Genomic DNA, 23895 nt, shown 5'->3' on the forward strand with positions numbered 1-23895 from the left:
GACCGAGGGAGGGACAGTCATGAGACATCAGCTTCTTGCCGGCGTTTGCGGGCTGGCCTTGTCGGTGGCGCCCACCGCGTTTGCGCAAACGCAGACCCAGACACCCCCTTCGGCGGAGAAGCCGGCTGCTGACACGGATACCGCAAACGCTGCCGATGACGACAAGCAGGCGCCGATCCCGTTCGAAGGCGGCCAGCTGACCATCACGCAGCCGGAGCAGGACGGCGAGAAGGTGCTGTCCTATGACGGCAAACAGCTGGCCAGCAACTATGACGTCTTCTTCGACAAGATCGTCAAGATCGGTGACGTCAACGTCGCGCTGATCGATGTCGGCGATGGCGGCAACCAGTGCGGTCCGGCCAAGGTGATCGTCTGGAAGCCGCAAGGCGGCGAGATCCAGAGCACCACCGTGGAGCAGGACGAGTGCGGCGCGCCGCCCTCGGCGGTGTCCGACAGCGCCATCTATTTCGTGCCCTATTTGCTGCCCGGTGACGAGAAGCCGGCCTTGCAATGGTCGCCGACCACAGGGCTGACCATTTCAGGTAATCTGACCTACGTGCCGCAGCCGGGCACCGACTGGAAGGATATCGACCCGTCGAAATACGACAACATCATCGACGCCTTCCACAACGAGGCCGTCTACAAGGAAGCCGAAAAACTGCTCGGCAAGGACATGCCCGACATGGCGACCAGCCTGCTGGTCGGCGGTGGCACCGAAAAGACCGCTTCGGGCGCCTTCTACGCCAGCGGCTGCGTGCCGCATGATTGCGGCGGCAATGACGGCTTCATGGCGGTCGACCCGGCCAAGCACCAGCTCTACTTCGCCCGCCGCGGCGACAATGGGCAGCCGAGCGCATGGCCCGCGGTGACGACATGGCCGGCCGACGTGAAGGAAGCGCTCGACAAGGCGCTGGGGTCGGCGAATTAGCTAGAGCATTTCCGGCGAAAACAGGGTCGGGGGCGAATTTCTTCCGGCCTACGCGCGACAACCGTCCACTGTTGCGGACGCGCGCGGGACTGCGGTTTTTCTTCCTTTGAGCGCCGGTCGCCGGCGCGGAGATCGAGGACGGTCTTCGCCCAATCCGCGTCGACGGCGATATTCGCTGGGACAAATGGAACCAGATCGGCCGCGCCGCGTCATAGAAGCAGCTTCGCGCGGCAGTGCCTGGAGTAACATTGATGGTCAGGCTCGTTCTTCTGGCGCTTGTTTTGTTCGCCTTCGCATCTGGCGCCACGGAGGCGGCAAAGCTGGACGCAGCCGCCGTCAACGATGCTCAATTCAGCGATGACGCACCGAAGGGCGCCGATGCGACCACGCTGAAGGCACAAATCCTTTTGGATCGCGCGCGGTTCTCGCCTGGCCTCATTGACGGCCGCCAGGCGGAGAACTTCGCCAAGGCGGTCCGGGCCTTTCAGGCGGCCAACGCGCTGCCCGCCGACGGCCCGCTCAACCGGGAGACCTGGGACAAGCTGGTCGCAACCTCACCAGGCGCGGTTCTCGTGAACTACGAACTGACGCGCAAGGATGTGCGTGGACCGTTTACCAAGCGCATTCCGGCCAGTATGGAAGGAATGGCTCGCCTGCGCAGGCTCGGCTATCGCAGTTCGCTGGAACGGATCGCAGAGCACTTCCACATCAGCGAACAATTGCTGCGAAAGCTCAACTCGGGCGTCAGCTTCAGGACGGCGGGCGCAAAGTTGCTGGTGCCGGCTATCGACCGAGGCGATCCGCCCTCGGCCGTTGCCAGCGTCGAGGTCGACAAGGCCGCGCGCCAAGTTCGCGTTCTCGACAATTCCGGCAAAGTGGTTGCGGTCTACCCCGCCTCGATTGGGAGCGAAGAGAAGCCGGCGCCGAGCGGCGAGACACAAGTCGTACGCGTGGTCCACAATCCCACCTATCACTATGATCCCCACTTCGCCTTCAAGGGGGTAAGAACCAAAAGGCCCTTCACCATCGCCGCAGGGCCGAACAATCCCGTCGGATCGGTGTGGATCGACCTGTCCATTGAAAGTTACGGAATTCACGGCACGCCCGAACCAGCCAAGATCGGGAAGACCTTTTCGCATGGTTGCATCAGACTGACCAATTGGGATGCCGAAGACCTCGCCCTTGAGGTGCAGAAAGGCACAAGGGTCGTCTTCACCGGAGAAACGGCTGAATCGGCCAATGGCCAACCCGGCTGACGCATGGCGGGCAATGCAGACCCCTGAGCCGGTGCCGCAGGTAGAGCACCTCACGGTAGCCGGCGCGCGAGATCTTCAATGTCAAAATCCATTGCGGCGTTTGCCGCTCGGAGCCGGCCATGGGCCGGCCGAAGCTGCTCGCAATGCCAACCGGACAAGCTTTAGTTTGCGCCGAGGCTCAGCGCCTTCTTGCGGTCGGCCTTGGCTCGCTTGGTATTGCCTTTTGCCTGCCAGGAGCGGCCCCGGAAAGTATAGGCATCGGCATAGTTGGGGTAAAGCTTGATCGCGTGATTGAAGTTGGCGATTGCGCCGTCGTGATCGCCCGCGCGTGCCTGCACGAGACCTCTGCCGAAGTAGCCGCCCGGACCGTTCCGATCGATCTGGATCGCCATGTCGAAATCAGCCAGAGCGCGCTTCGCATCGCCTTTGACCATCCAGACGATACCGCGATCGACACGCATTTTGGCGACGCCCGGACTAAGGCTGATGGCTTTGTCATAGTCTGCTATGGCGCCGTCGTAATCGCCTATGGTCATCCGGCTGATCGCTCGAGCGTGGAAATGCAGGGGGTAGGTGGGATCGAATTCGATCGCCTTGCCGAAATCGTCGATGGCACGTTTGTGGTCGTTCTTGGCCGTCCAGGCAAAGCCGCGTGCGGAATAATAGCTGCTGTTCCTTGGCTCGATCGCAATCGCGCTGCCGTAGTCCGTTATGGCGCGATCGTAATTGCCCTTCTGCCCCCATGCGAGACCGCGATATCCGAAAGCCTCCGCATCGTTGGATTCGAGCGCCAACGCCTGATCGAATTTGGCAATCGCAAGGTCGTATTGACCCTTGTTGTAGAGGGCCATGCCACTCTTTGTGGCGTCGCGCGCCGTTGCTGCTGTCCCGGTCGTTGGCGTCTGCTTGTTGGCCGCTCTCGCCGCGGTCGCATCGTCGCGCTCCTTGCGAGCATTGGTGTAGTTTGGATCGAGGCGTAGAGTCTCGTCGAGATCGGCGATGGCGCGGTCGTATTGTTTCTCCCTGTTCCAGCAGAACCCGCGATTGAACCATGCTTCCGCATCCGTTGGCCGCAGCCCGATCACCTCTGTCGAATCGGCGATGATGCCATCGCAATCGTGTTTTACAGCGCGGGCCCGGCTGCGCAGCACATAAGCGTCGGCATTGGCCGGTTGCAACGAAATGATGGTGCTCAGATCCGCAATGGCGCGGTCGATCTTGCCCTTCTGCCGCCAGATGGCGGAACGGTAGAAATAGGCGTCGATCGACTTTGGATCGAGCTTAATCGCCTTGTTGTAGTCGGACAGCGCCCGGTCGAGGTCGCCCTTCAACGCAAAGGTGAAACCGCGCAAGGTATGGGCGCCGGCATTGGATGGATCGGCGGCGACCGCTATGTCGTACTGCTCGATCGCGCGGTCGAATTGATTTTGGGAGCGCCAGATCGTGCCCTGCTCGATAGCGTCCTCGACGATTTTGTTTCGAGCCTGGCCGGCAGGCCTGGTTGCCGTGGCTTTGTCTTTCGCCGCCACGGCCATCATTCGGCCCTTGCTGGCAAGCGCCATCCCGGGATCGAGTTTCAGCGCCTGGTCGAAATCGGCAATTGCCCGGTCGTAGTCGCCTTTGTCGATGAAGGCGCTGCCACGCCCGAAATAGGCCGGCGCGTAATCGGCATCGAGTTCGATAGCGCGGCTCAAGTCGGCTATGGCGCGATCCGGCTCATTCTTTTTGGTCCACGCGACGGCACGGCCGATGTAAACGTCTGAATAATCGGGATTAAGTTCGACTACCTTGTTATAATCCTCGATCGCCGCGTCATACTTTCCCTTGTCGACCAGCGCGATGCCCCGCCCGACATAGGCCGAGGCATCTTTCGGATCGAGCGCGATCGCCTTGTTGTATTCGGCGATCGCACGATCATATTTGCCCCTGTGGTAGAAGACATAGCCGCGATCGACGAAAGCCGTGAGCTTCTTTGAGGGTGGTACAATCGCATTCGCGCCGGCGCCGCCTTTGGCCTGTACCGCCAGCGCCGCGTTGCGGGCGGCCGCGTAGTTTGGATTGTGCGAGTCGAGTCTTGCCGCCTGGTCGAAGTCGGCCACGGCCTCGGCATAGTTCTTGCCGTCGGCTTGCACCATGCCGCGTCCGTAATGGCTGGCGGCGTCTTTCGGATCGATCTCGATCGCCACTGAAAAGGCCTCGATCGCTCGCTTGAGGTCGCCCGTGGCGTACCAGGCCGCTCCAGAACAGAAGTAGGCGCCGCCCGCTTTTGGATCGAGCCTGGCGGCCCCCATGCAATCGGCAAGCGCGCCGACCGCGTCGCCCGCGGCGGCCTTGGCCATGCCACGGCGCATGAGCGGCGTGGCCATATCCGGAATCATAGCGATGGCCTTGTCGTAGTCGGCGATGGCGCGGGTATAGTCGTTCTTGCCGTCAAAGGCCTTGCCGCGACCGAGATAGGCAAGCGGGCTCTCAGGAGCGATCGCGATGGCTTCTTCGTAGGCCTTGATCGCTTCGTCGTACTTACCGTCGTGCGCGAGGCTGTCGCCTTTGGACACCGCGACCAGGACGCGGGGATCCGCATCGTCGATCAGCTTGGCCAACCTCGAATCGACAGGCGCAATATCTTCGCTCGCACTCTGCTTGGCCGCGGGCCAGGTCGCGGCCGGGGCGGTTGCGGTGGCGCTCTGTCCGTTCACCGCGTCGTCGGCGAGCGTCGTCGTGGTCGCGACGCCGAGCACTGCAATCGCGGTCAGCGCAGAGGACGTCCAGAGCAAAAGAATTGAAACAGCAGCGCTCGCCAGCGCGCCAGTGCAGCGTGACATGGTCTAATTCTCCCCCCGGAGCTACTGTTACGGCCCTTGCGGTTACTATTAGTTCTGTTTTTGTTCCAGAATGCAAGCAGAAATTGCAATCGCTGCGGCCGCTGCGGATATGCTTGCTTGTTGAGTCCTGGAAGAGGTTGCTGGAAAGAGGGCTGGCGCGTCGACCTCACAGATTCTGCACCGCCGATCCACCCGTATTGGCCCATCGCAGGATCGGCGTTTTCCTCACAGAATGGTTGCAACAATCTGAGGCTCCTCATGCGCAAACTCATCTCAACCGGCTCGCCGTTCGAAAAGACCGCCGGCTATTCGCGCGCCGTGGTGCAGGGCGAGTGGTGTTTCGTGTCCGGGACGACCGGGTACGACTATGCCACCATGACGATGCCGGAGACGATCGAGGCGCAGACGCGCAACTGCCTGGCGACGATCGGCAAGGCGTTGCAGGACGGCGGCTTCGAGATGGCGGATGTAGTGCGCGCGCATTACTACATCACCGACCAGGCTTTCGTGGATGTCGTCTTCCCGATCCTCGGCGAGACATTCGGCGACATCAGGCCGGCGGCGACGATGATCGTGTGCCAGCTCAACAAGCCGGAAATGAAGATCGAGATCGAGGTGACGGCTCTGCGACGCACGGCCTGAGGGGATCAAGGCGATGAAGGTCCGCCGTATCGTGGCCAATATCGAGACACGGGACGCGGTAGCGGCGCGACGCTTCTACCATGACGTGCTTGGCCTCGACATCCTGATGGACCAGGGCTGGATCGTAACCTACGGTTCCGGGGAAACGATGCAGGTGCAGGTCAGCTTCATGGCGCAAGGCGGCTCGGGTACGCCGGTGCCGGACTTGTCGATCGAGGTCGACGATGTCGATGCGGCGCTCGACGGCATGAAGGCGGCCGGTTTCGCCGTCGAATACGGGCCGGCCGATGAACCCTGGGGCGTGCGGCGCTTCTATGTGCGCGATCCCCTTGGCCGGCTGGTCAACATTCTCGCGCATCGGTGACCATCGTCCGTGAGGCGTAGTCGCGACGGCTGGATATGCTGGCGTGAAGGATCGCGGAGACAGGTCCTTCGCCGCGCCATTCATCGTCCCCTTGCGCTGCAACCGCTTGGCGTTTAGCAAGGCCGCGGTTCAAATCTTTCCAGGACGGTTTCTCCATGGCAACGAAGCATCTTTTCCTGCTCCCCGGCGACGGCATCGGCCCCGAGGCCATGGCCGAGGTCAAGAAGTTGATCACCGCCATGAACGAGAAACTCGGCAGCGGCTTCGTCACCGATGAGGGCCTGGTCGGCGGCTGTGCCTACGATGCGCACGGCGCGGCGATTTCCGATGCCGATATGGAAAAAGCTGTTGCCGCGGACGCGGTGCTGTTCGGCGCCGTCGGCGGCCCGAAATGGGATGCCGTGCCTTACGAGGTACGCCCCGAGGCCGGCCTGCTGCGGCTGCGCAAGGACATGGAGCTGTTCGCCAACCTGCGCCCGGCGATCTGCTATCCGGCGCTGGCCGCGTCTTCCTCGCTCAAGCAGGAAGTGGTCGAAGGCCTCGACATCCTCATCGTGCGCGAGCTGACCGGCGGCGTCTATTTCGGCGAGCCCAAGCAGATCATCGATCTCGGCAACGGCCAGAAGCGCGGCATCGACACGCAGGTCTACGACACGTTCGAGATCGAGCGCATTTCAGGCGTCGCCTTCGAATTGGCGCGGACCCGCAAGAACCATGTTACCTCGATGGAAAAGCGCAACGTCATGAAGTCGGGCGTGCTGTGGAACGAGGTCGTCACCCAGACGCACAAAGCGCGCTATTCCGACGTCAAGCTCGACCACATGCTGGCCGACGCCGGCGGCATGCAGCTGGTGCGCTGGCCAAAGCAGTTCGACGTCATCGTCACCGACAATCTGTTCGGCGACATGCTGTCCGACATCGCCGCCATGCTGACCGGCTCGATCGGCATGCTGCCGTCTGCCTCGCTCGGCGCGCCCGACGTGAAGACCAAGAAGCGCAAGGCGCTCTACGAGCCGGTACACGGCTCGGCGCCCGACATTGCCGGCAAGGGCATCGCCAACCCGATCGCCATGATCGCCTCCTTCGCCATGTGCCTCCGCTATTCCTTCGGCATGGTCGATGAGGCCGACAGGCTCGAAGCTTCGATCGCCGCCGTGCTCGATGCCGGTCTTCGGACGAAGGACATAATGTCCGATGGCATGACCGAGGTCGGCACGGTGCAGATGGGCGACGCCATCATAGCAAAATTCCTGGCTTAACGCTCGTTCGGCCTCAGCGGATCTCGCCGGCAAGCTGCTGCAGCAGGACGACGAGCTGCGCCTCGTCCACCGGCTCGAAAAAGGCCGCGTCGGCGGTCTCGACGGCGACGATCGCTTGCTGTGCGGCCGCTGCCCCGGCTGATGTGACGCGGATCACCTTGGCTCGGGAATCCCGGGGATCAGGCTCGCGTGCGATCAATCCTTTCGCCTCCAGCCGGGCGACGACATCCGATGTCATCTTCACCTCCGTGCCGGCCTGGGCGGCGAGCTGCACCTGGTTGGGCGGTTCGCCATTGCGGCCGAGCCACATCGCCGAGGCGAGCAGCACGAACTGGACATGTGTCAGGTCGAGCGGCGCCAGCGCCGCCGTCATGACGCGCTGCCAGCGCATGGTGGTTCGCCAGAGCAGCAATCCGGGGCTCTCCGATGGCCCGCCCTTGAATCGCGTGTCGAGTTCAGCCATGGTTCGCCAACGCCTCCGCCTGTTCGAACAGTCTGGTCATCGAGACGTCGAAATCCCCGCTGATCTGCGGCCCGAGTTCCGGACCGACCTCGGCGGCCGAAGGGCCGGAGATATCGAGCCGGTGCGTCACCTGCGTGCCGCCTTCGACGGGCACCAGCGTGTGCCGGAACAGCAGCGTCGTGTCGCCGAACGAGGTTTCGTCGGCATAGGTCACATTGTCGACGAGATCGACGATGGTCGATTCGAACGTGTCCTGACCGACCGGCGTCACCGACACGCGGCTGCCCTTGGCGAACGGCCCGTGCAGCACGAAGGTGTCGGAGCCTTCATAGGTCAGGCGGCCTTCATGCAAGGCCTTGAGCGCGTTCCAGATGGCTTGCGCCGGAAGCGGAGAAGTCGCGGTGTATTCATTGGTCCACATTGTCTGCTCCATCCATCTTGCCCGATCGATATTCGATCCGTGCGCAGACTATCTGTGCACGGATTAAATTGCAAGCGGAATCTTCCTCCATGACGAAGGTCGGAACGGTCGTTCTTTGGGAGTGACTTTCTCTCGGGAACTGGTCGCTAAACCCTGACCCCTGCCGGTACCGATCCCCAGGGGTTTTTGCCTCCCTGGGACGGCATAAGTCCGAGGACCAGCAAGGCAGCTTCGCCGATGACCGGGATGAAGCAGACCAAGACAAGCCAGCCGCTCAGGCCGACGTCGTGCAGGCGTCGTACGACTAACGCAATCCATGAGAAGCCGAACGCCAGCGTGTAGATAATGGCGGGTAAGAAGCCTATCGAACTCCTGCCCGCATTGGCGCCGAAGCCGTTGACGGCGAGATTGACAAGGATCCCGAAGCCAACAAGCGCTACCTGCACAAGAAGAAAACATAGCCAAAAGGCCCAGAATTCCTTGCGGCGGGCGCGTCCGTTGAAATTGAAATAATTCACGCTCACCGTGCGCCCGAAATAGGCCCAGAGTCCCGTGGAACCGGCAGACCGCTTTTCGGCAGGCTGGCCTCGCCGCGGTGGCTGACCCGCGCCTGAAGACGGCGAGGGCACGGCGACTATATCATGCGCCGCGCCGTCGTCTGGCTGGAACTCGACGACAGCGCCTCTGACGAGGGCCACCCCCTATCCTTGCGCGCAAATAAATAGCGGGTGCCGTCGACCCCGTTGATATAACCGAAATCCTGATCCTGGTCGTAGTGATAAACTGTGCCGCGCATAGCCTTCCCCCCTTGCGATGCGATGAACAAATGCTATCCAGGGTTGTTAACAATTGCAATATGCACGCTAGATTATGTCCTGACTCCAGCCGGGACCGGTCCCCACTGGTTTTCCCGCGCCTGTGTCGGGATCAGCGCGAAGACCAGGATGATCAGGCTGCCGACGGTCGGGATGAGGATCAGCAGGCAGAGCCAGCCGGTCAGGCCAAGGTCGTGGAGGCGACGCACGATCATGCCGAGACCGGGCAGGAAGGTGGCGAGCAGGAAAAGGCCGAAAAGCCCGACTGTCATCGCCGGCACCTCGGCGTTGTCGAAATTGCCCATCTCGAAATCGGCGAAAACGCCGGTGCCGATGACCACCAACAGTGCCATCGTCCAGAACAGGCAATAGCCCCAATATTCCTTGCGGCGGGCGCGGTCGCGAAAATTGAAATAGTTCCGGGTCAAGCCACGCCAGAAATAGCCCCAGAGATCGGTGGGCTCGGCCGGCTCGGACGATCGGCCGAAATGCTGCGGCTGCGACGCGCCGGCCATGGGCACGGGACCGGACTGAGCCGGCGCGGCGCTGACCCCGGCGTCGGCGACCGGGCCTGTGGTCTGGGCGATCGAAAAGACGTCGCGCGCCTGGCCGCCGCCCGCCTGGAACTCGACCACCGTCCCGCTGGGCATGGCGGTTTGCCGGCGCAGGCTCTCGCGGGTGAAGGTGTAGCGGTTGCCGTCGGCTCCGGTGATGAAGCCGAAGCCCTGGTCTTCGTCATAGTGGAGCACTTCGCCGCGCATCGCCCACCCCCTTGTCGCCACGTCCCTGCCAAGATGTGGCACACGGCCGAGCCGATGGGCAAGCCGCCCATGGCTACCGCCTTCGCGGCAAATGAAGCATAAGACATCGAGTGCAACCGTTTTGGCCAAGGCAGACAATGACAGTCGAAGGTTCCGATGCCGGCGCGGTGACCACGGATGGCGAGGCGACGATGACATCGGGACGGGCCTCTCTGGCCATCGACGCCACCGGGCTGATGTTCTGGCCGCCCGGCAAGGGCCTGGCGGGCATTCCGCGCGTGGAGAGCTTTCTCGTCAACGCCGCGCTGGCGGATCCGGATCCTTGCGTGGAGGTGGTGGCATACAGGCCGAACGAGGCCAAGTTTCGGCCGCTTACCCCTTATGAACTGGATCATGTCGCGGCGGACCGGATTTCACCGCACCGCGTCAAACGGTGGCCGGGAAGACGCACGGCCCTGTCGCAGACTTTCGCGGCGGTGAGGCAACAGCCATGGGACAAGCGCGAGACGGACCGTCATCTTGCCAAGACGGTGACCAACGGCCGCAAAGGGGTCGCCTACCAGGCGACGCGGCTGCTGATCCGCGCCTATCGCCTGTACCAGCGGGCATGGATCCGATTGGGCGCGGAGCCCGATGCGCCGGGCCAGAGCATCGAGGTGGAGCCGGGCCTCGTGCTGATCAGCCATCACTTCCTGATCCAGCAGCACCGATCCGCGGTCTCGAGCGCCGTCGGCAAACTTGCCTTCCTTTGCCATGATCTCATCCCGACACTGCGCCCGGACCTGATCGGTTCGAGCATCGCCGAGGCCCGGTTCGGCTCTTGTCTCGAACAGCTGGTGCGCGCCGGCGCGCCGGCGTTCTGCGCCTCCGACGAGGTCGGCGCGACGCTGACCGATCACATGCGCAAGGCCGGCATCGCCGCGCCTGTGGTGTACCGGTTTCCGATGCCTTCCATCCTGCATGAAACCGCTTCGCGCATGGGCGCGACCTCGCGCATCGAGACGGGCGAACCGTTCGTGATCTATTGCTCGACCATCGAAGTGCGCAAGAACCACATCCTCCTGGCGCGCGTCTGGCAGCAGGCACTGGAAGAAGGCGTCAAGCTGCCGAGGCTTGTCTGCGCCGGGCGCTGGGGCTGGATGATCGAGCCGCTGCGCGCCTACCTCGCGGCGCATCCGGAGCTACTCCAGTCGGTCACGTTCGCCGGGCTGGTCAGCGACGAGGAACTCATCCAATATTATCGCAGCGCCTCCTTCGGCGTCTTTCCCTCGCATATAGAGGGCTGGGGCTACGGCGCCTCGGAGTGTCTCGACTTCGGCGTTCCGGTCATCGTCTCGACCGCGCCGTCGCTGATCGAGGCAAGCGGCGGCTTGATGCCGGCGATCGACCCCAACGACTAGGCCGGCTGGTACGCCGCGATCCGCAGGATGGCGGAAGACCACGCCTGGCGCTCCTCGCTGGCGGAGCGCATCGCCCAAAACCACCGGCCGACGCCGGCCTCGGCAAGCTGGGCCGCCATCAAGGCCGGCCTCGGCGAAAGCGCATCCCGCCAGCATTCCGAGACGAGCGCACCCTGACGCGCAAAATCAGCGGTCCCGCATTCGCGCCGGTCTTACGACGGACGCTTCTTGGCCTTCTTGTGCTTCGGCGCGCCGGCATTTTCGAATTTCGGCTTGCCCGGCTTCTTCGCCCACGGTTTTGCCTCATGCGCGGCTGCCGGGCGCTGGTCGGTCGAAGCCTGCGCACGCTTCTCGAATTTGCGCTTCGGTGCGTTCGGGTCGGACGACGCCTTGCCGCGATGCGGTTTCTTGTCCGGGCTCGGCGGCTGATAGCCCGCCCGCGACAAGTCAGGCGTGCCCTCCAGTCGCTTGACCACGATGCTGCCCTGCAATTTGCGGTCGGGACCGATCGCGGCGAGAAAACGCTCCGCCCAGTCGGCGGCGATCTGCACGAACGTCTCTTCCGGCTGCATCTTGATGGCGCCGATCTCACGCTTGCTGATGCTGCCGGCACGACACAGCATCGGGATCAGCCAGCGCGGCTCGGCATTCTGCCGGCGCCCGACCGACAGCGAGAACCAGACACTGGCGCCGAAATCGTCGCGGCGGCTGGGCGCCTCGTCGCGGTGCGCGAACTTCTCGCCCGCCGGTCTTTCGCGCGAAGGTGTGAAAGGTGCGACATCCATCAGGTCCTCGGGCGCCGAGCGGCTGGACCGGCATTGGCGCACGAAAGCGGCCGCCACCTGTTCGGCGCCGTGCCTGGCGAGAAGCGCGTCGATGAAAGCGCGCTCGTCGTCCTTCACCGGTTCGTCGAAGGCCGGGTCGGCAAGGATGCGCTCGTCGTCGCGCCGCATTACGTCGTCGGCCGAGGGCGGGCTCGCCCATGTCGCCGTCAGCTTGGCGCTTTGCAGCAGCCGCTCGGTGCGCCTGCGGGCGCTGTTGGGCACGATCAGCGCGCTGACGCCCTTGCGTCCGGCACGCCCGGTGCGGCCGCTGCGGTGCAGCAGCGTTTCCGGGTTGGTCGGCAGGTCGGCGTGGATCACCAGCTCGAGGTTGGGCAGGTCGATGCCGCGCGCCGCGACATCGGTGGCGATGCACACCTTGGCGCGGCCGTCGCGCATCGCCTGCAGCGCATGGCTGCGCTCGTTCTGGCTGAGCTCGCCCGACAGCGCCACGACCGAAAAATTGCGATTGTTGAAGCGCGCGGTGAGATGGTTGACGGCGGCACGCGTGTTGCAGAATACCAGCGCATTCTTGGCTTCATAGAAGCGCAGCACGTTGATGATGGCGTTCTCGCGGTCGGCCTGGGCGACATTCAGCGCCCGGTATTCGATGTCGAGATGCTGCTTTTCCTCGCCGGCGGCCGAGATGCGCACGGCATCGCGCTGATAGCCCTGGGCGAGCGTGGCGATGGAGCGCGGCACGGTGGCCGAGAACATCAGCGTGCGGCGGTCGGCCGGTGCGGCATCGAGGATGAATTCGAGGTCTTCGCGAAAGCCGAGATCGAGCATCTCGTCGGCCTCGTCCAGCACCACGGCCTTCAGCGTCGACATGTCGAGCGAATTACGGGTGATGTGGTCGCGCAGCCGGCCCGGCGTGCCGACGACGATGTGGGCGCCGCGCTCCAGCGCGCGCCGTTCGGTGCGCATGTCCATGCCGCCGACGCAGGAGGCAACCGTGGCGCCGGTCGGCTCGTAGAGCCATTCCAACTCGCGCGTCACCTGCAGCGCCAGCTCGCGCGTCGGCGCCACCGCCAACGCCAGCGGCGCCGCCGCCTGGCCGAAACGTTCCGCGCCGTCGAGCAGCGTCGGCGCCATGGCAAGGCCGAACGCAACGGTCTTGCCCGAGCCGGTCTGCGCCGACACCAGAGCGTCGGCCTGGCCGAGCTCCAGCACCGCCTTCTGCACCGGTGTCAGGGAGGAATAACCGCGCTTTTCCAGCGCTTGTGCGAGCGCGGGAACAATACCATCGAAGTTGGACATCTCGTTCTTTCGGAATTCAGGGTTCTGCGCTCATCATGGAGCACATGCCGGGGCTGGCGCCGCGCCAGCCAAACAATCTTGGCCGTTCGTACTTCCTGCCGCCCTTCTTGTACAGGTGCCCTGAACGCTATGCGGCGCGGGTAGTGTCTCAGTTTGAAATTCACCCTCCCGCATGTCCCGTTTGAAGGCGTAGGCGAAAGCGCCTATATGCTTAGCGGAAAGCATGAGTTGCAGCGAAGCCAGGAAAGCGCGGTCCCTACAAGAAGCGATCGGTGAACGGCTGATGCCCACCACAACAGAAACAAACGATGACGAGTGGAGACGCTGCGACGAGTGCCGTAGCAAATATCGTGCTTCATCCTCCAAAATGGCATACCTTTGTCCTGAGTGCTCCCACCTTGTATACGGATATGAAAACTGCCCTCATGAGTTCGATGGCTCGCGCTGCAAAATTTGCGGCTGGAACGACCGGCGGTCACGCTACATCCGATCACTGCTTTCGGACACGTGATTGAAGCGTAGCCAAAATTTCAAACTGAGACACTCCGCGGCGCGCCGCCAATTGACTCCTGCCACAAACCGCGTAAAAGCCCGCTTCGAACGGGATCGTTTTTCGATGCGCGGCCTTTTGATGGCTCTTCTTGCATTCGACGCCCCCAGCCTCGATGCGAACCATTGGGCCGGGCGTGTCGGCGCGTCGTCTCGTTCCGGCAAAACCCCATTCTTGGCCAAGAAAACTACCAAAACCCCCACCAAAACGGTGTGATTCCCTTGGCCTAACCACCCTCTCCCGGGTCCGGCCCGGGGGACGGAACCCGCACTTGGCCGGCGGGTTTTCTCCAAAAAACCAAGCGGAGAGGGACAGGAGATTTCTATGAGTTTCAAGGTTGCAGTCGTCGGCGCCACGGGCAATGTGGGCCGGGAAATGCTCAACATTCTGGAAGAGCGCGGCTTTCCGGTCAGCGAAGTCGTGGCGCTCGCCTCGCGGCGCAGCACGGGCACGGAAGTGTCGTTCGGCGACCGCACGCTGAAGGTCAGGCCGCTCGACCAGTATGATTTTTCCGACACCGATATCTGCATCATGTCGGCCGGCGGCAACGTCTCCAAGGAATGGTCGCCGAAGATCGGCAAGCAGGGCTGCGTCGTCATCGATAATTCGTCGGCCTTCCGCTACGACCAGGACGTGCCGCTGATCGTGCCCGAGGTGAATCCGGACGCGATCTCGCTGTTCACGCGCAAGAACATCATCGCCAACCCGAATTGCTCGACGGCGCAACTCGTCGTGGCGCTGAAGCCGCTGCATGACGCCGCCACCATCAAGCGCGTCGTCGTCGCCACCTACCAGTCGGTGTCGGGCGCCGGCAAGGAAGGCATGGACGAGCTCTTTACTCAGACCCGCGCGGTCTTCGTCGCCGACCAGGTCGACGTCAAGAAGTTCACCAAGCGCATCGCCTTCAACGTCATTCCGCATATCGACGTCTTCCTCGACGACGGCTTCACCAAGGAAGAGTGGAAGATGGTCGCCGAGACCAAGAAGATGCTCGACCCCAAGATCAAGCTGACGGCGACCTGCGTTCGCGTGCCGGTGTTCATCGGCCATTCGGAAGCGGTCAACATCGAATTCGAGAAGCCGATCACCGCCGACGAGGCGCGCGACATCCTGCGCGAGGCTCCGGGCTGCCAGGTCTTGGACAAGCGCGAGGACGGCGGCTACATCACGCCGCTGGAATCGGCCGGCGAGGACGCCACCTTCATCTCGCGCATCCGCGAGGATTCGACCGTCGACAACGGCCTGTCGATGTGGATCGTCTCCGACAATCTGCGCAAGGGCGCGGCGTTGAACGCGGTGCAGATCGCCGAACTGCTGGTCGAGCGCGGCCTGATCCAGCCGAAGAAGAAGGCGGCCTGACGGCCGTCAGTTTTCGCTCACGGGCCGTACCGCCGCTGCCGCAGCTGGCCCTCCGCGAGGGCGCCGGACGACCGGCGGCCCGCCGTCGCGGGCTCGGCCTTCGGCCGTTAGCTTTCCTTCTCCCCGTTTACGGGGAGAAGGTGCCGAAGGGCGGATGAGGGGCGGCGCCGGCATGCCAATTTGGCGCTGCCGAGTCATGACATTAGCCGTCAAAGTCGCTCTGCGCCGATTTCAAACCGCGCTATCCATACTTAACTCGCGAAACACCTCCATCGCCTCCTTCGCCCGCCCAGCCGGCACAAACAGATGGTCGTGGTAAAAACCCGAGACCGGATTGACGCCCATGCCGGCGGCGGCGAGGCGCGCGGTGATGGCGGCGAGGAAGCCGACGGCTTCGAGCGACGAGTGGACGTTCAGCGTGATCATCCGGCAGCGGAACGAAGCGGTCAGCCCTGCTTTTCTTGCCGCTTCCTCGGTCACGATCAGCGTCGTGCCTTCGCGCTCGCGAAACCGCATGACGGGTTCGAGGCCTGCCGGGATCGGCATGTCCGGCGCCAGCGTGGCGAAGACATAGCTTCCAGGAAGCAGTTGCGGCGTCATCGACGCGAGCAGTTTTCGCAGATCGGTCTCGCCGGTCATTTATCGTCTCGCCTGGTGCACTGCCCGCTCCTCAATAGCTGCGATGGACGAATGCCGATAGCTCCGGTGGAAACAGAGTCCGCAGCGTGGTGGAAACAAATCCGGACACTTGTCGCATCGCCGCCTCACGGCACGTCCTTGGTTCGACCCCGCTGAAAAGGGGCCAACCATCAGGAGAGACCATCCATGAGCATTTCTCAAACCGCGCCCGTCTCGTCCGGCGCCCTATGGACCGGTCGCGTGCTCAGCGGCCTCATCGTCCTGTTCATGATCTTCGACGGCGCCATCAAGCTGCCGCCGCTCGATGTCGTAACCCAGACGATGGTGCCGCTCGGCTGGCCGGCCGACGCCAATGTCGCGCGCCTGCTCGGCGTCATCGGCCTGATCTCGACCGCGCTCTATGCACTGCCGCGCACTTCCGTGCTCGGCGCCATCCTGCTCACCGCCTATATGGGCGGCGCCATCGCCACCAATGCGCGGATCGGCAATCCGCTGTTCCCGCACACGCTGTTCGGCGTCTATCTCGGCATCATCCTGTGGGGCGGCCTCTATCTGCGCGACCCCAAAGTGCGTGCTCTGATCCCGTTCAGCCGATAGCCGTTCCGCGCCAACCGCTGCCGGATGTCGTCGCGATCTTCATTCTCCTCGGGATCAAATTAGCCGTCCGAGAGTTTAGGACTTGGCGGCGAGACGGCGATCCGCATGTGAGAGGAACGACAAATGAAGAGAATCCTGACCATTCTGGTGCTGACGACGGCGCTCGGCGCCTGTTCGCAAACGGAAAAGGGTGCTGCCGTCGGTGGCCTCGGCGGTGCTGCGGTTGGCGCGGCGGTCGCCAACAATCCGGTGCAAGGCGCGGTTGTCGGCGGTGCGGTCGGCGCCGTGGCCGGCGCGCTCATCGGCCGGGCCAGCGAACCGGGCCGTTGCCGCTATCGCGACCGCTATGGCCATACCTATGTCGATCGCTGCCCAAGCGGTTATTGATCGAACACCACACATGAAGAGCAAGGCGGCGGGCTTTTTTGGCCCGCCGTTTTCAGGCGATAAACTGTCTACGCATTGCGGGCACTCGTGAGACAGCCGCCACCGCAGGCTGCGCTACAGCAGCTCCCGAATGTATCGCCAGGCATCCCGCCCCAGCTTCGCATCGGCGCGGTCGTTGCCGCCATGGGCATGCGAACTCGAGCGCGGGGTAGTTTCACCGGGCAGGAGAATGCGGTGGCCCGCGTCGGGAGCGGAAACGAGGCGCGTGGCCTTTCCGGCGTCTTTTCGACGCTGGACCATCGATCGAGCAAAATCCAGGGATGGCCACAGCGCGTCGTCGCCGCCGGCGACCAGCACGATCTCCGCCGAAATAGACTCGACGGGAATGGCGGCCCTGTCCGCTTCCTGCTCGAACCTTGTCAGGCAGTGTTGGAAAAGTCCTCGGTAGGACACAAGGCCATCGACATAGCTCGCCTTCCAGTTGGGGTCGGCCGGAACAAAGGGGAGAGGGCGCCCCTCGAGCGTCCATGACGATCGCTCGGGCCAACTTATGCCGTCGCGGCCCGGCCCGATGTTTCCCCAGACCACCGATGTCGGGCTGATCGCAACCACGGCGTCGATGCGCGGGTCATGCGCCGCCGCGAGCAAGGATGCCTCGGCGCCCTTGGACGTGCCGATATAGACGATGCGCCGGCATCCCAATCCGACAAGGCGGTCGGTCGCAACGAAAAACGTCTCCAGGGGGATTTCGCATATGCCGGGAACCTGGCCTTCGCCGCCAAACCACCGGAGGGCAAGGGCAGAGACGCCCTCGCTGGCAAATAGTCGTGCGCGGGAAATATCGACACGGCCGCTCGATCCGCTCAGTACCACGACACCTGTCGTGGCATCGGCGCATCGCAACAGGGTTCCGGCGACGACGCCGGACAGGATCTCCTCCACGACTGCCTGTTCGTCCATCCGATCCTCAGCCGGAAATCAGAAGCTTTTCCAGAGCTACTTTTCCTGGAATTGCGCCAGGGAAACAGCAAATGGCAGGTGAACGACAAATGCAAACAGCAAAACGGCGGGCACAGGCCCGCCGTTTTGTTTCCGCAAGGAATGGGAAGCGATTACTCGGCGGTGGCGGCTTCCGCCTCGGCCGGCGCCGCAGCGGCCGCGGCGACGGCTGCAGCGGCGTCTTCCTGGGCCTTCTTCAGCAGGGCGGCGCGTTCCTGGGCCTTCTTGCCGGGCTCGGCCTTCTTCGGGTTGGAGCGGGCTTCGCGCTTGGCAAGGCCGGCCTCGTCGAGGAAGCGCAGGACGCGGTCGGTCGGCTGGGCGCCGTGCGACAGCCAATGCTTGACGCGGTCGGCGTCGACCTTGATGCGTTCGCCGTCCTTCGGCAGCAGCGGGTTCCACGAGCCGAGCGACTCGATGAACCGGCCGTCGCGCGGCGAACGGGCGTCGGCGACGACGACGTGGTAGTAAGGACGCTTCTTCGAGCCCGCACGGGCCAGTCTGATCTTCAGTGCCATTTCTTTTCTCCTAAAAGCTCTGATTTCGTTGATCTGTTCAGGCTGGTTATCAGCCGGTTTTCGTCACGCCGTTGGCAGCGGCGATCTGTTCGTGGTGCCGGATCACTTCGCGGACGACGAAGTTGAGGAATTTTTCCGCGAAATCCGGATCGAGATGCGCATCCTTGGCCAGCTGGCGAAGACGGGCGATCTGCTGCTGCTCGCGCGCCGGGTCGGCCGGCGGCAGGCCATGCTCGGCCTTGAGCACGCCAACCGCCTTGGTGCAGCGGAAGCGCTCGGCCAGCATATGGATGAGGGCGGCGTCGATGTTGTCGATCGAGGCGCGGTAGCCGGCCAGGATGGTGCGGGCGTCGGCCATGTCCTTTTCTTCGTTCATAGCGTCCTCACTTTTTCTTGCCGAGACCGGGCAGGCCGCCACCACCGCCAAGGCCGGGAAGCTTCATGCCGCCAGGCAGGCCGGGCAAGCCGCCGCCTGGAGCGGGCAAGCCCTTCATGCCACCGAGGCCGGCGGCCTGCGCCTGCTTCTGCAAGGCTTCGAGCTGCTTGGGATCCATCTTCGACAGATCGGGCATGCCGCCGCCCATCATGCCGCCCATGCCACCCCCGGGCATCATGCCGCCGAGACCCATCTTGGAGGCAAGACCGCCCATCATGCCGCGCATGAGGCCGCCGCCTTTGCCCTTGCCGCCCATCGCCTTCATCATGTCGGCCATGCCGCGATGCATCTTGAGCAGCTTGTTGATCTCGGCCGCATCGGTGCCGGAGCCGGCGGCGATGCGCTTCTTGCGCGAGTGTTTCAGCATATCGGGATTGGCGCGCTCGGCCTTGGTCATCGAGGAGATGATGGCGAGCTGGCGGCCGAACATCTTGTCGTCGAGACCGGCGGCGGCCATCTGGTCCTTCATCTTGCCCATGCCCGGCATCATGCCCATGATGCCGCCCATGCCGCCCATTTTCGACATCTGCTGAAGCTGCTGGGCAAGGTCGTTCAGGTCGAACTTGCCCGACTGCATCTTCTTGGCCATCGCCGCCGCCTGCTCGGCGTCGATGTTTTCCGCCGCCTTCTCGACGAGCGAGACGATGTCGCCCATGCCCAGGATGCGGTCGGCGATGCGCTTGGGGTGGAATTCCTCCAGCCCGTCCATCTTCTCGCCGGTGCCGATCAGCTTGATCGGCTTGCCGGTGACGGCGCGCATCGAAAGCGCGGCACCGCCACGGCCGTCGCCGTCCATGCGGGTCAGCACAAGGCCGGTGATGCCGACGCGCTCGTCGAAGCTTTTCGCCAGGTTGACGGCGTCCTGGCCGGTCAGGGAGTCGGCGACCAGCAGGATCTCGTGTGGGCTCGACACCTTCTTGATGTCGGCCATCTCGACCATCAGCGGCTCGTCGATATGGGTGCGGCCGGCCGTGTCGAGGATGACGACGTCATGGCCGCCGAGCTTGGCCGCCTGCACGGCGCGCCTGGCGATATCGACGGGGTTCTGGCCTGCTATCACAGGCAGCGTCGCGACCTTGACCTGCTCGCCGAGCTGGCGCAACTGCTCCTGCGCGGCGGGACGCCGCGTGTCGAGCGAGGCCATCAGGACCTTCTTGTTCTGCCGCTCGGTCAGGCGCTTGGCGATCTTGGCCGACGTCGTGGTCTTGCCGGAGCCCTGCAGGCCGACCATCATGACGACGACCGGGGCAGGCGCGTTGAGGTCGATTGCCACGCCCTCGGCGCCAAGCATGTCGACCAGCTCGTCATGGACGATCTTGACGACCATCTGTCCCGGCTTGATCGACTTCAGCACGGCGGCGCCGACGGCCTTCTCGCGCACCTTGTCGGTGAAGGAGCGCACCACTTCCAGCGCCACGTCGGCCTCAAGCAGCGCACGGCGCACCTCGCGCAACGCCGCCGAGACATCCGCCTCCGACAGCGCGCCGCGGCCGGTCAGGCCGTTCAGGATGGAGCCAAGGCGCTCTTGTAGGGACTCAAACATTGATCAACCCACCGCGCGTGAGCGCCTTGGATTCATAGTGATCCCTGTCGGGCCGATGGCCCTCCACGCCTCTTGTGCGCTCCTGCAGCGATTCAAACATCTTGCTTCCTTCGATCCCGATTCATTCGAACCGAGAGGTAATGCGTTCGCGCCCAGTGTCCAAGCAAAAGCCAGTCCAAGCAAAAGCCCAAAACCAAAAAGCACCCGGGGGCGCACAGCGCTGCCGGGTGTTGGCCTCCAGGATCTGTTTACAGCACTTGGCCTCAAAGAGGCTTCGGCGTCCTGGTCGGCTTGCTCGGAGGGATACTCGTCGCGGAATTCGGGGCTTGTAGACAGGAAATCGGCGCGAGAGTCAAGGCAAGGGCCGCGTTCGTAGCATCTCAGTTCGAAATCCGACGCGATTGAACGTGGTGCAACAATGAGATGATAAATGACTCTATCTCCACCCTACGTGCAGCGGACAAGACGCTTGCCCAGGTATCCTGCGGGTCGCAGCCGGACGCAATCATGCCTGGCGCATTATGAAATGCGTCCGCCAGCCTGCGAGCCTTGTCCAGCTTATCCGTCGCGCGAATTTCGATAAGAACAAGGTGCAGAATCCTCAGGATCGTATCGTTGGTAACGGGTTGAGGATCAACCAATCCAAGTAGTCTCCCTTTTGTGCACCCACATTTTTCCGGCATCGGCTCAGCGGCGCTTTCAACTCGCGCCGCTAGCCTCCGCAAGATCCGCCGTGACCTTCAGCGGCGAGCGCGGGTGCAGAAGCAGCGCTATGGTCAGCAGGCTGCAGCCGATGCCAATCAGGGCGATCAGCGCTGCATCCGACGTCGTCCACCCCGGCCCTTCGAGCGGCCTGGCAGTGAACAAGGCGAAGGAATTGTAGCTCTCCTGATGCGAAATCAGCAGGAAGCCGGTCAGGTTGTTGCCGAAATGAGCGCCAAGTGCCGCGCCGAGATTGCCGGTCGCATAGACCACGAGCGTCAGAAGCAGCGCGAAAGCGGCGATCGAGACCAGCACGCAGGCGTTGATGGCGGCCGAGGAACCGCCGCTCCAGTGCAGCGAGGTGAACAGCAGGCCGGGCAGGAGCGCCCAGATGAAAGGGCTGCGGAACCGGCTGGCGAGGCCGCGCAGCAGGTAGCCGCGAAACAGCACCTCCTCCGACGAGGTCTGCAGCAAGGTGAGCGCGACGATCGGGATCGCGAACAGCAGCCAGGACGACAGGCTGATCGTGCCGCGCCCGATCCCCGGCGCCAGCAAATAGAGCAGGATTTCGGACAGAGCCGAGGTGATCAGCACCGCGATCAGCCCCTTGAGGAAGTCCGGTCGCGATACGCGGCGGCCGGCGCCGAGGAGGGCCGACAGCGGCTCGCCATGCACCCAGCGCATGGCGAGCCACAGGCCGATCCAGATGCCGGCGAAAGAAGTGAGAGCGCTGAGGATGCCGATGGGCGAGGCAAGGAAACCCTCCATGCCGTATGGCGAAGTCGCCGTCTGCCAGGCGAAGTAGACATAGGTGCCGCCGAACAGCACCGCCGCGGTGGTGGCGCCCCAGAACAGGACGACGATCAGCGTCCCCAGCAACAGGCGCAGCAAGGTCGTCCTGGCGTTCGGCGTGTTGCGATAGCGCTCGAAGGCAGTGTCGTCGATTGTCACGTCGATCCGAATCCATCGCTGCTTGATCTAGCTGTCCTTGATCTAGCCGATGGCCTCGGGAAGCGGAATCGATATCATCTGGACGCGCAAACGGATCGTGCGGCACACCCGCCGTCGGCGCCGCACGGTCTTCCCAGTCCCGCAAGCGGCCGCTTCGGCGACCGCTGGCCTCTGTCAACGCACCACGTACATGATGCGCCGCGTCTGCGGATCGACCAGCGTCGGCTGACCGTTCACATAGACATAGCGATATTGGTAGTCCGGAATTTCGCGCAGCTCGACGGTGTCGGGCAGGGTTGCGCCGGTCACCACCTCGCCTTCGAGATAGACGGGGTCGAGGCGATGGGTGTCGACATAGGTCCTGACCTCGGCCGGAGGCCGGACGACAGTGTCGATCGGCTCGCCGGCGACGATCGCTCCGGTGTACTCGGTGGGGTAGTTGCCGATGTCATCGGGCGGCGAGACGACGGCGACGGCGGAGCGGCGCTGCGTCAGCACCACGCGGCTGCCGCCGAAATCGGCGGTGACGTAATCGGAATAGACCCAGCCCTGGCCACCGGCTTCGGCGATGGTGCACCATTTGCTGTTTTCGATGCAGCCGTTGAGCGTCGCCGACTGGCCTGCGGCGAGCACGCCTATCACCGGGTATTGCGGACCCGGGCCGGCGCGCACGTTGAGGTCGGTGACTGCCGAGACCGCGGTATCGGCCAACGCGGCACCCGACATCACGGTGAACACTCCGGCGATTGCGGGAAACAATACGGATTTCATGGTTTCTCTCCGTTTTTTCGTGATCCCTCGGCGGTGAAAACGGGGTAACGGCGCATGCGTTCCGGCTAAAACGCTTGCGCCAACTCACGATTTGTTCCCGCTTCTTTCGGCAAGCCGGTCACAAGATCGTGAACAAAGGCCAATTTTTGCGCCGTCACGTCCGAAATGACGAAGGGGTAGAGGTCGGGCAGGCCCATGCAGCGGTTGATCGAATTGGAGGCTTCCGACAGCACCAGCCAGCGGGCAAGGATCTTGTCGAAGGGCTCGGGCGTGTTTGCCGGCTCCGAAGGCGCTGCCTGCAACCCGCCGCCCGTATCGCCCCGCGGTAGTTCGTTCGCCTCCACCGTCTCCAGCCGGCCGAGCGGGAAGTTCAGGGCATGGACCATCTCCAGCGTGTCGGTGATGTGCAGGTGATGGGCCCAGGTCTCGGCCCAGTCCTCCCATGGGTGCGAGGTGGCGTAGGCCGAGATGTGGTGCTGCTGCCAGTCGGGCGCGGCGCCGTTGGCGTAGTAAGCCTTCAACGCCTGTTCGTAATCGGCGCGTTCGTCGCCGAACAAAGCGCGGAACGCTTCCAGCCCTTGCGGATCGTCGCGGATCAGGCGGTCCCAGTAGTAATGGCCGAGTTCGTGGCGGAAATGGCCGAGCAGCGTGCGGTAATTCTCGCCCATCTCGATGCGACGTTTTTCGCGCTCGGCCGAATCGGCCTCCGCGACGTTCAGGGTAATCCGGCCGTTGTCGTGACCGGTGAGAATCCGTTCGCCGCCCGGGCCGCCACCGATCGGATCGGCGAGGAAGTCGAAGGCCAGCCCGATCTCGTCCCTCGGGCTCTGCTTGGGCGCCACCGGCAGGTCGAAGGCGAGCAGCGAGTAGATGGCGCGCTTCTTCGCCGCCTCGACGCGGATCCAGCGGCGGCGGTTGCCGTCGACCGAGAGGTCGGGGATCAGCTGGTTCAGCACGCAGGCGCGGCAGAAGACCTGCCCCGGCTCGGCCATCCAGTTGCAGGCGCATTCGTCGGCATTGGTGCACTGGATGGCGCCGTCGACGCCGGACAAGACGAAGCGCCCGCCCTCGGGATCGTAGAGGACCAGACTGCTGCAGTTCAGGCATTGGGCGTTCTCGAAATAGAGACGGTGGCCGCAATGCGGGCAGTCGAAAAGTTTCATCTCGGTCTCAATTCATCAGAGGGGCACAGGATGCGTGGCCGCCCGTGCCCAAACGCGAGCCACCCGCCGGC

Annotated in this window: 25 protein-coding genes; 11 read left to right on the forward strand and 14 right to left on the reverse strand. The window is 63.6% G+C overall.

Annotated elements, in window-relative coordinates; translation table 11 throughout:
- Positions 1 to 19 precede the first annotated feature (19 nt).
- Entirely contained in the window at positions 20 to 928 is a 909-nt protein-coding gene (locus tag LB536_RS16565) for a hypothetical protein (RefSeq protein ID WP_224594444.1), read from the forward strand.
- 251 nt (positions 929 to 1179) lie between these two features.
- Positions 1180 to 2184, forward strand: coding sequence for a L,D-transpeptidase (locus LB536_RS16570; RefSeq protein WP_224594448.1), 1005 nt, complete (start codon positions 1180 to 1182; stop codon positions 2182 to 2184).
- A gap of 161 nt (positions 2185 to 2345) precedes the next feature.
- Here LB536_RS16570 and LB536_RS16575 read toward each other — a convergent pair whose 3' ends face one another.
- Positions 2346 to 5006: a tetratricopeptide repeat protein gene (locus tag LB536_RS16575; protein WP_224594450.1), complete on the reverse strand. Its 2661-nt coding sequence runs from the start codon at positions 5004 to 5006 to the stop codon at positions 2346 to 2348.
- A 258-nt stretch (positions 5007 to 5264) separates the two neighbouring features.
- On the opposite strand from LB536_RS16575, the gene LB536_RS16580 reads away from it, so the two are divergent.
- The 3 genes from LB536_RS16580 (at position 5265) to leuB (ending at position 7271) form a co-directional block, all read left to right on the forward strand.
- Positions 5265 to 5648, forward strand: a complete 384-nt coding sequence (locus LB536_RS16580) for a RidA family protein (RefSeq protein ID WP_224594454.1) — start codon at positions 5265 to 5267, stop codon at positions 5646 to 5648.
- Positions 5649 to 5661: 13 nt separating this feature from the next.
- A complete protein-coding gene (locus tag LB536_RS16585; RefSeq protein ID WP_224594458.1) occupies positions 5662 to 6012 on the forward strand; it encodes a VOC family protein in 351 nt (116 codons plus the stop codon).
- Positions 6013 to 6167: 155 nt separating this feature from the next.
- The gene (leuB, locus tag LB536_RS16590; protein ID WP_224594460.1) at positions 6168 to 7271 is read left to right on the forward strand and encodes a 3-isopropylmalate dehydrogenase; all 1104 of its coding nucleotides are present in this window, start codon (positions 6168 to 6170) and stop codon (positions 7269 to 7271) included.
- A 13-nt stretch (positions 7272 to 7284) separates the two neighbouring features.
- On the opposite strand, the gene LB536_RS16595 is transcribed toward leuB, so the two are convergent.
- The 4 genes from LB536_RS16595 to LB536_RS16610 form a co-directional block, all read right to left on the reverse strand.
- Positions 7285 to 7734 carry a MarR family winged helix-turn-helix transcriptional regulator gene (locus tag LB536_RS16595; RefSeq protein WP_224594464.1) on the reverse strand — a complete coding sequence of 150 codons (450 nt, stop codon included), beginning with the start codon at positions 7732 to 7734 and terminating at the stop codon, positions 7285 to 7287.
- Complete coding sequence (locus LB536_RS16600; RefSeq protein WP_140813734.1) at positions 7727 to 8155, reverse strand: polyketide cyclase; 429 nt, start codon at positions 8153 to 8155, stop codon at positions 7727 to 7729. Before LB536_RS16600 ends, LB536_RS16595 begins: the two co-directional genes overlap by 8 nt.
- 146 nt (positions 8156 to 8301) lie before the next feature.
- Complete coding sequence (locus LB536_RS31235) at positions 8302 to 8853, reverse strand: DUF805 domain-containing protein (protein ID WP_224594468.1); 552 nt, start codon at positions 8851 to 8853, stop codon at positions 8302 to 8304.
- Positions 8854 to 9023: 170 nt separating this feature from the next.
- Complete coding sequence (locus LB536_RS16610) at positions 9024 to 9731, reverse strand: DUF805 domain-containing protein (RefSeq protein ID WP_224594471.1); 708 nt, start codon at positions 9729 to 9731, stop codon at positions 9024 to 9026.
- A 137-nt stretch (positions 9732 to 9868) separates the two neighbouring features.
- On the opposite strand from LB536_RS16610, the gene LB536_RS16615 reads away from it, so the two are divergent.
- Positions 9869 to 11131: a glycosyltransferase gene (locus LB536_RS16615; protein WP_224594473.1), complete on the forward strand. Its 1263-nt coding sequence runs from the start codon at positions 9869 to 9871 to the stop codon at positions 11129 to 11131.
- 27 nt (positions 11132 to 11158) lie between these two features.
- Entirely contained in the window at positions 11159 to 11308 is a 150-nt protein-coding gene (locus tag LB536_RS16620) for a hypothetical protein (protein WP_224594475.1), read from the forward strand.
- A 35-nt stretch (positions 11309 to 11343) separates the two neighbouring features.
- On the opposite strand, the gene LB536_RS16625 is transcribed toward LB536_RS16620, so the two are convergent.
- Positions 11344 to 13212: a DEAD/DEAH box helicase gene (locus LB536_RS16625; RefSeq protein ID WP_224594488.1), complete on the reverse strand. Its 1869-nt coding sequence runs from the start codon at positions 13210 to 13212 to the stop codon at positions 11344 to 11346.
- A 511-nt stretch (positions 13213 to 13723) separates the two neighbouring features.
- Between LB536_RS16625 and LB536_RS16630 the strand changes: the two genes are divergently transcribed.
- Positions 13724 to 13978 (forward strand): hypothetical protein, encoded by a 255-nt coding sequence (locus LB536_RS16630; RefSeq protein ID WP_224594490.1) that lies wholly within the window; start codon positions 13724 to 13726, stop codon positions 13976 to 13978.
- Positions 13979 to 14086: 108 nt separating this feature from the next.
- Complete coding sequence (locus LB536_RS16635; RefSeq protein WP_224594503.1) at positions 14087 to 15121, forward strand: aspartate-semialdehyde dehydrogenase; 1035 nt, start codon at positions 14087 to 14089, stop codon at positions 15119 to 15121.
- A 231-nt stretch (positions 15122 to 15352) separates the two neighbouring features.
- Here LB536_RS16635 and LB536_RS16640 read toward each other — a convergent pair whose 3' ends face one another.
- Positions 15353 to 15760: an ACT domain-containing protein gene (locus LB536_RS16640; protein WP_224594506.1), complete on the reverse strand. Its 408-nt coding sequence runs from the start codon at positions 15758 to 15760 to the stop codon at positions 15353 to 15355.
- Between the two features lie 186 nt (positions 15761 to 15946).
- On the opposite strand from LB536_RS16640, the gene LB536_RS16645 reads away from it, so the two are divergent.
- Both LB536_RS16645 and LB536_RS16650 read left to right on the forward strand, forming a co-directional pair.
- Positions 15947 to 16357 carry a DoxX family protein gene (locus LB536_RS16645; protein WP_224594512.1) on the forward strand — a complete coding sequence of 137 codons (411 nt, stop codon included), beginning with the start codon at positions 15947 to 15949 and terminating at the stop codon, positions 16355 to 16357.
- A 123-nt stretch (positions 16358 to 16480) separates the two neighbouring features.
- Positions 16481 to 16744, forward strand: a complete 264-nt coding sequence (locus tag LB536_RS16650) for a glycine zipper domain-containing protein (RefSeq protein WP_140764821.1) — start codon at positions 16481 to 16483, stop codon at positions 16742 to 16744.
- Positions 16745 to 16858: 114 nt separating this feature from the next.
- On the opposite strand, the gene LB536_RS16655 is transcribed toward LB536_RS16650, so the two are convergent.
- From LB536_RS16655 to LB536_RS16685, 7 genes are all read right to left on the reverse strand, one after another.
- Positions 16859 to 17704 carry an acyl-CoA thioester hydrolase/BAAT C-terminal domain-containing protein gene (locus LB536_RS16655; protein WP_224594514.1) on the reverse strand — a complete coding sequence of 282 codons (846 nt, stop codon included), beginning with the start codon at positions 17702 to 17704 and terminating at the stop codon, positions 16859 to 16861.
- Positions 17705 to 17856: 152 nt separating this feature from the next.
- Positions 17857 to 18258, reverse strand: a complete 402-nt coding sequence (gene rpsP / locus LB536_RS16660) for a 30S ribosomal protein S16 (protein ID WP_140764818.1) — start codon at positions 18256 to 18258, stop codon at positions 17857 to 17859.
- A 49-nt stretch (positions 18259 to 18307) separates the two neighbouring features.
- Complete coding sequence (locus tag LB536_RS16665; protein WP_019862096.1) at positions 18308 to 18634, reverse strand: chorismate mutase; 327 nt, start codon at positions 18632 to 18634, stop codon at positions 18308 to 18310.
- 7 nt (positions 18635 to 18641) lie between these two features.
- Positions 18642 to 20237, reverse strand: a complete 1596-nt coding sequence (gene ffh, locus LB536_RS16670) for a signal recognition particle protein (protein WP_140764815.1) — start codon at positions 20235 to 20237, stop codon at positions 18642 to 18644.
- 699 nt (positions 20238 to 20936) lie between these two features.
- Positions 20937 to 21890, reverse strand: a complete 954-nt coding sequence (locus tag LB536_RS16675; protein WP_224594517.1) for a CPBP family intramembrane glutamic endopeptidase — start codon at positions 21888 to 21890, stop codon at positions 20937 to 20939.
- A 174-nt stretch (positions 21891 to 22064) separates the two neighbouring features.
- Positions 22065 to 22661 (reverse strand): DUF1236 domain-containing protein, encoded by a 597-nt coding sequence (locus tag LB536_RS16680; RefSeq protein ID WP_140764806.1) that lies wholly within the window; start codon positions 22659 to 22661, stop codon positions 22065 to 22067.
- 65 nt (positions 22662 to 22726) lie between these two features.
- Positions 22727 to 23824 carry a putative zinc-binding metallopeptidase gene (locus LB536_RS16685; RefSeq protein ID WP_224594520.1) on the reverse strand — a complete coding sequence of 366 codons (1098 nt, stop codon included), beginning with the start codon at positions 23822 to 23824 and terminating at the stop codon, positions 22727 to 22729.
- Between the last annotated feature and the right edge of the window lie 71 nt (positions 23825 to 23895).

Origin of the sequence: Mesorhizobium sp. ES1-3 (assembly GCF_020164795.1) — a bacterium.
Classification (GTDB): Bacteria; Pseudomonadota; Alphaproteobacteria; order Rhizobiales; family Rhizobiaceae; genus Mesorhizobium.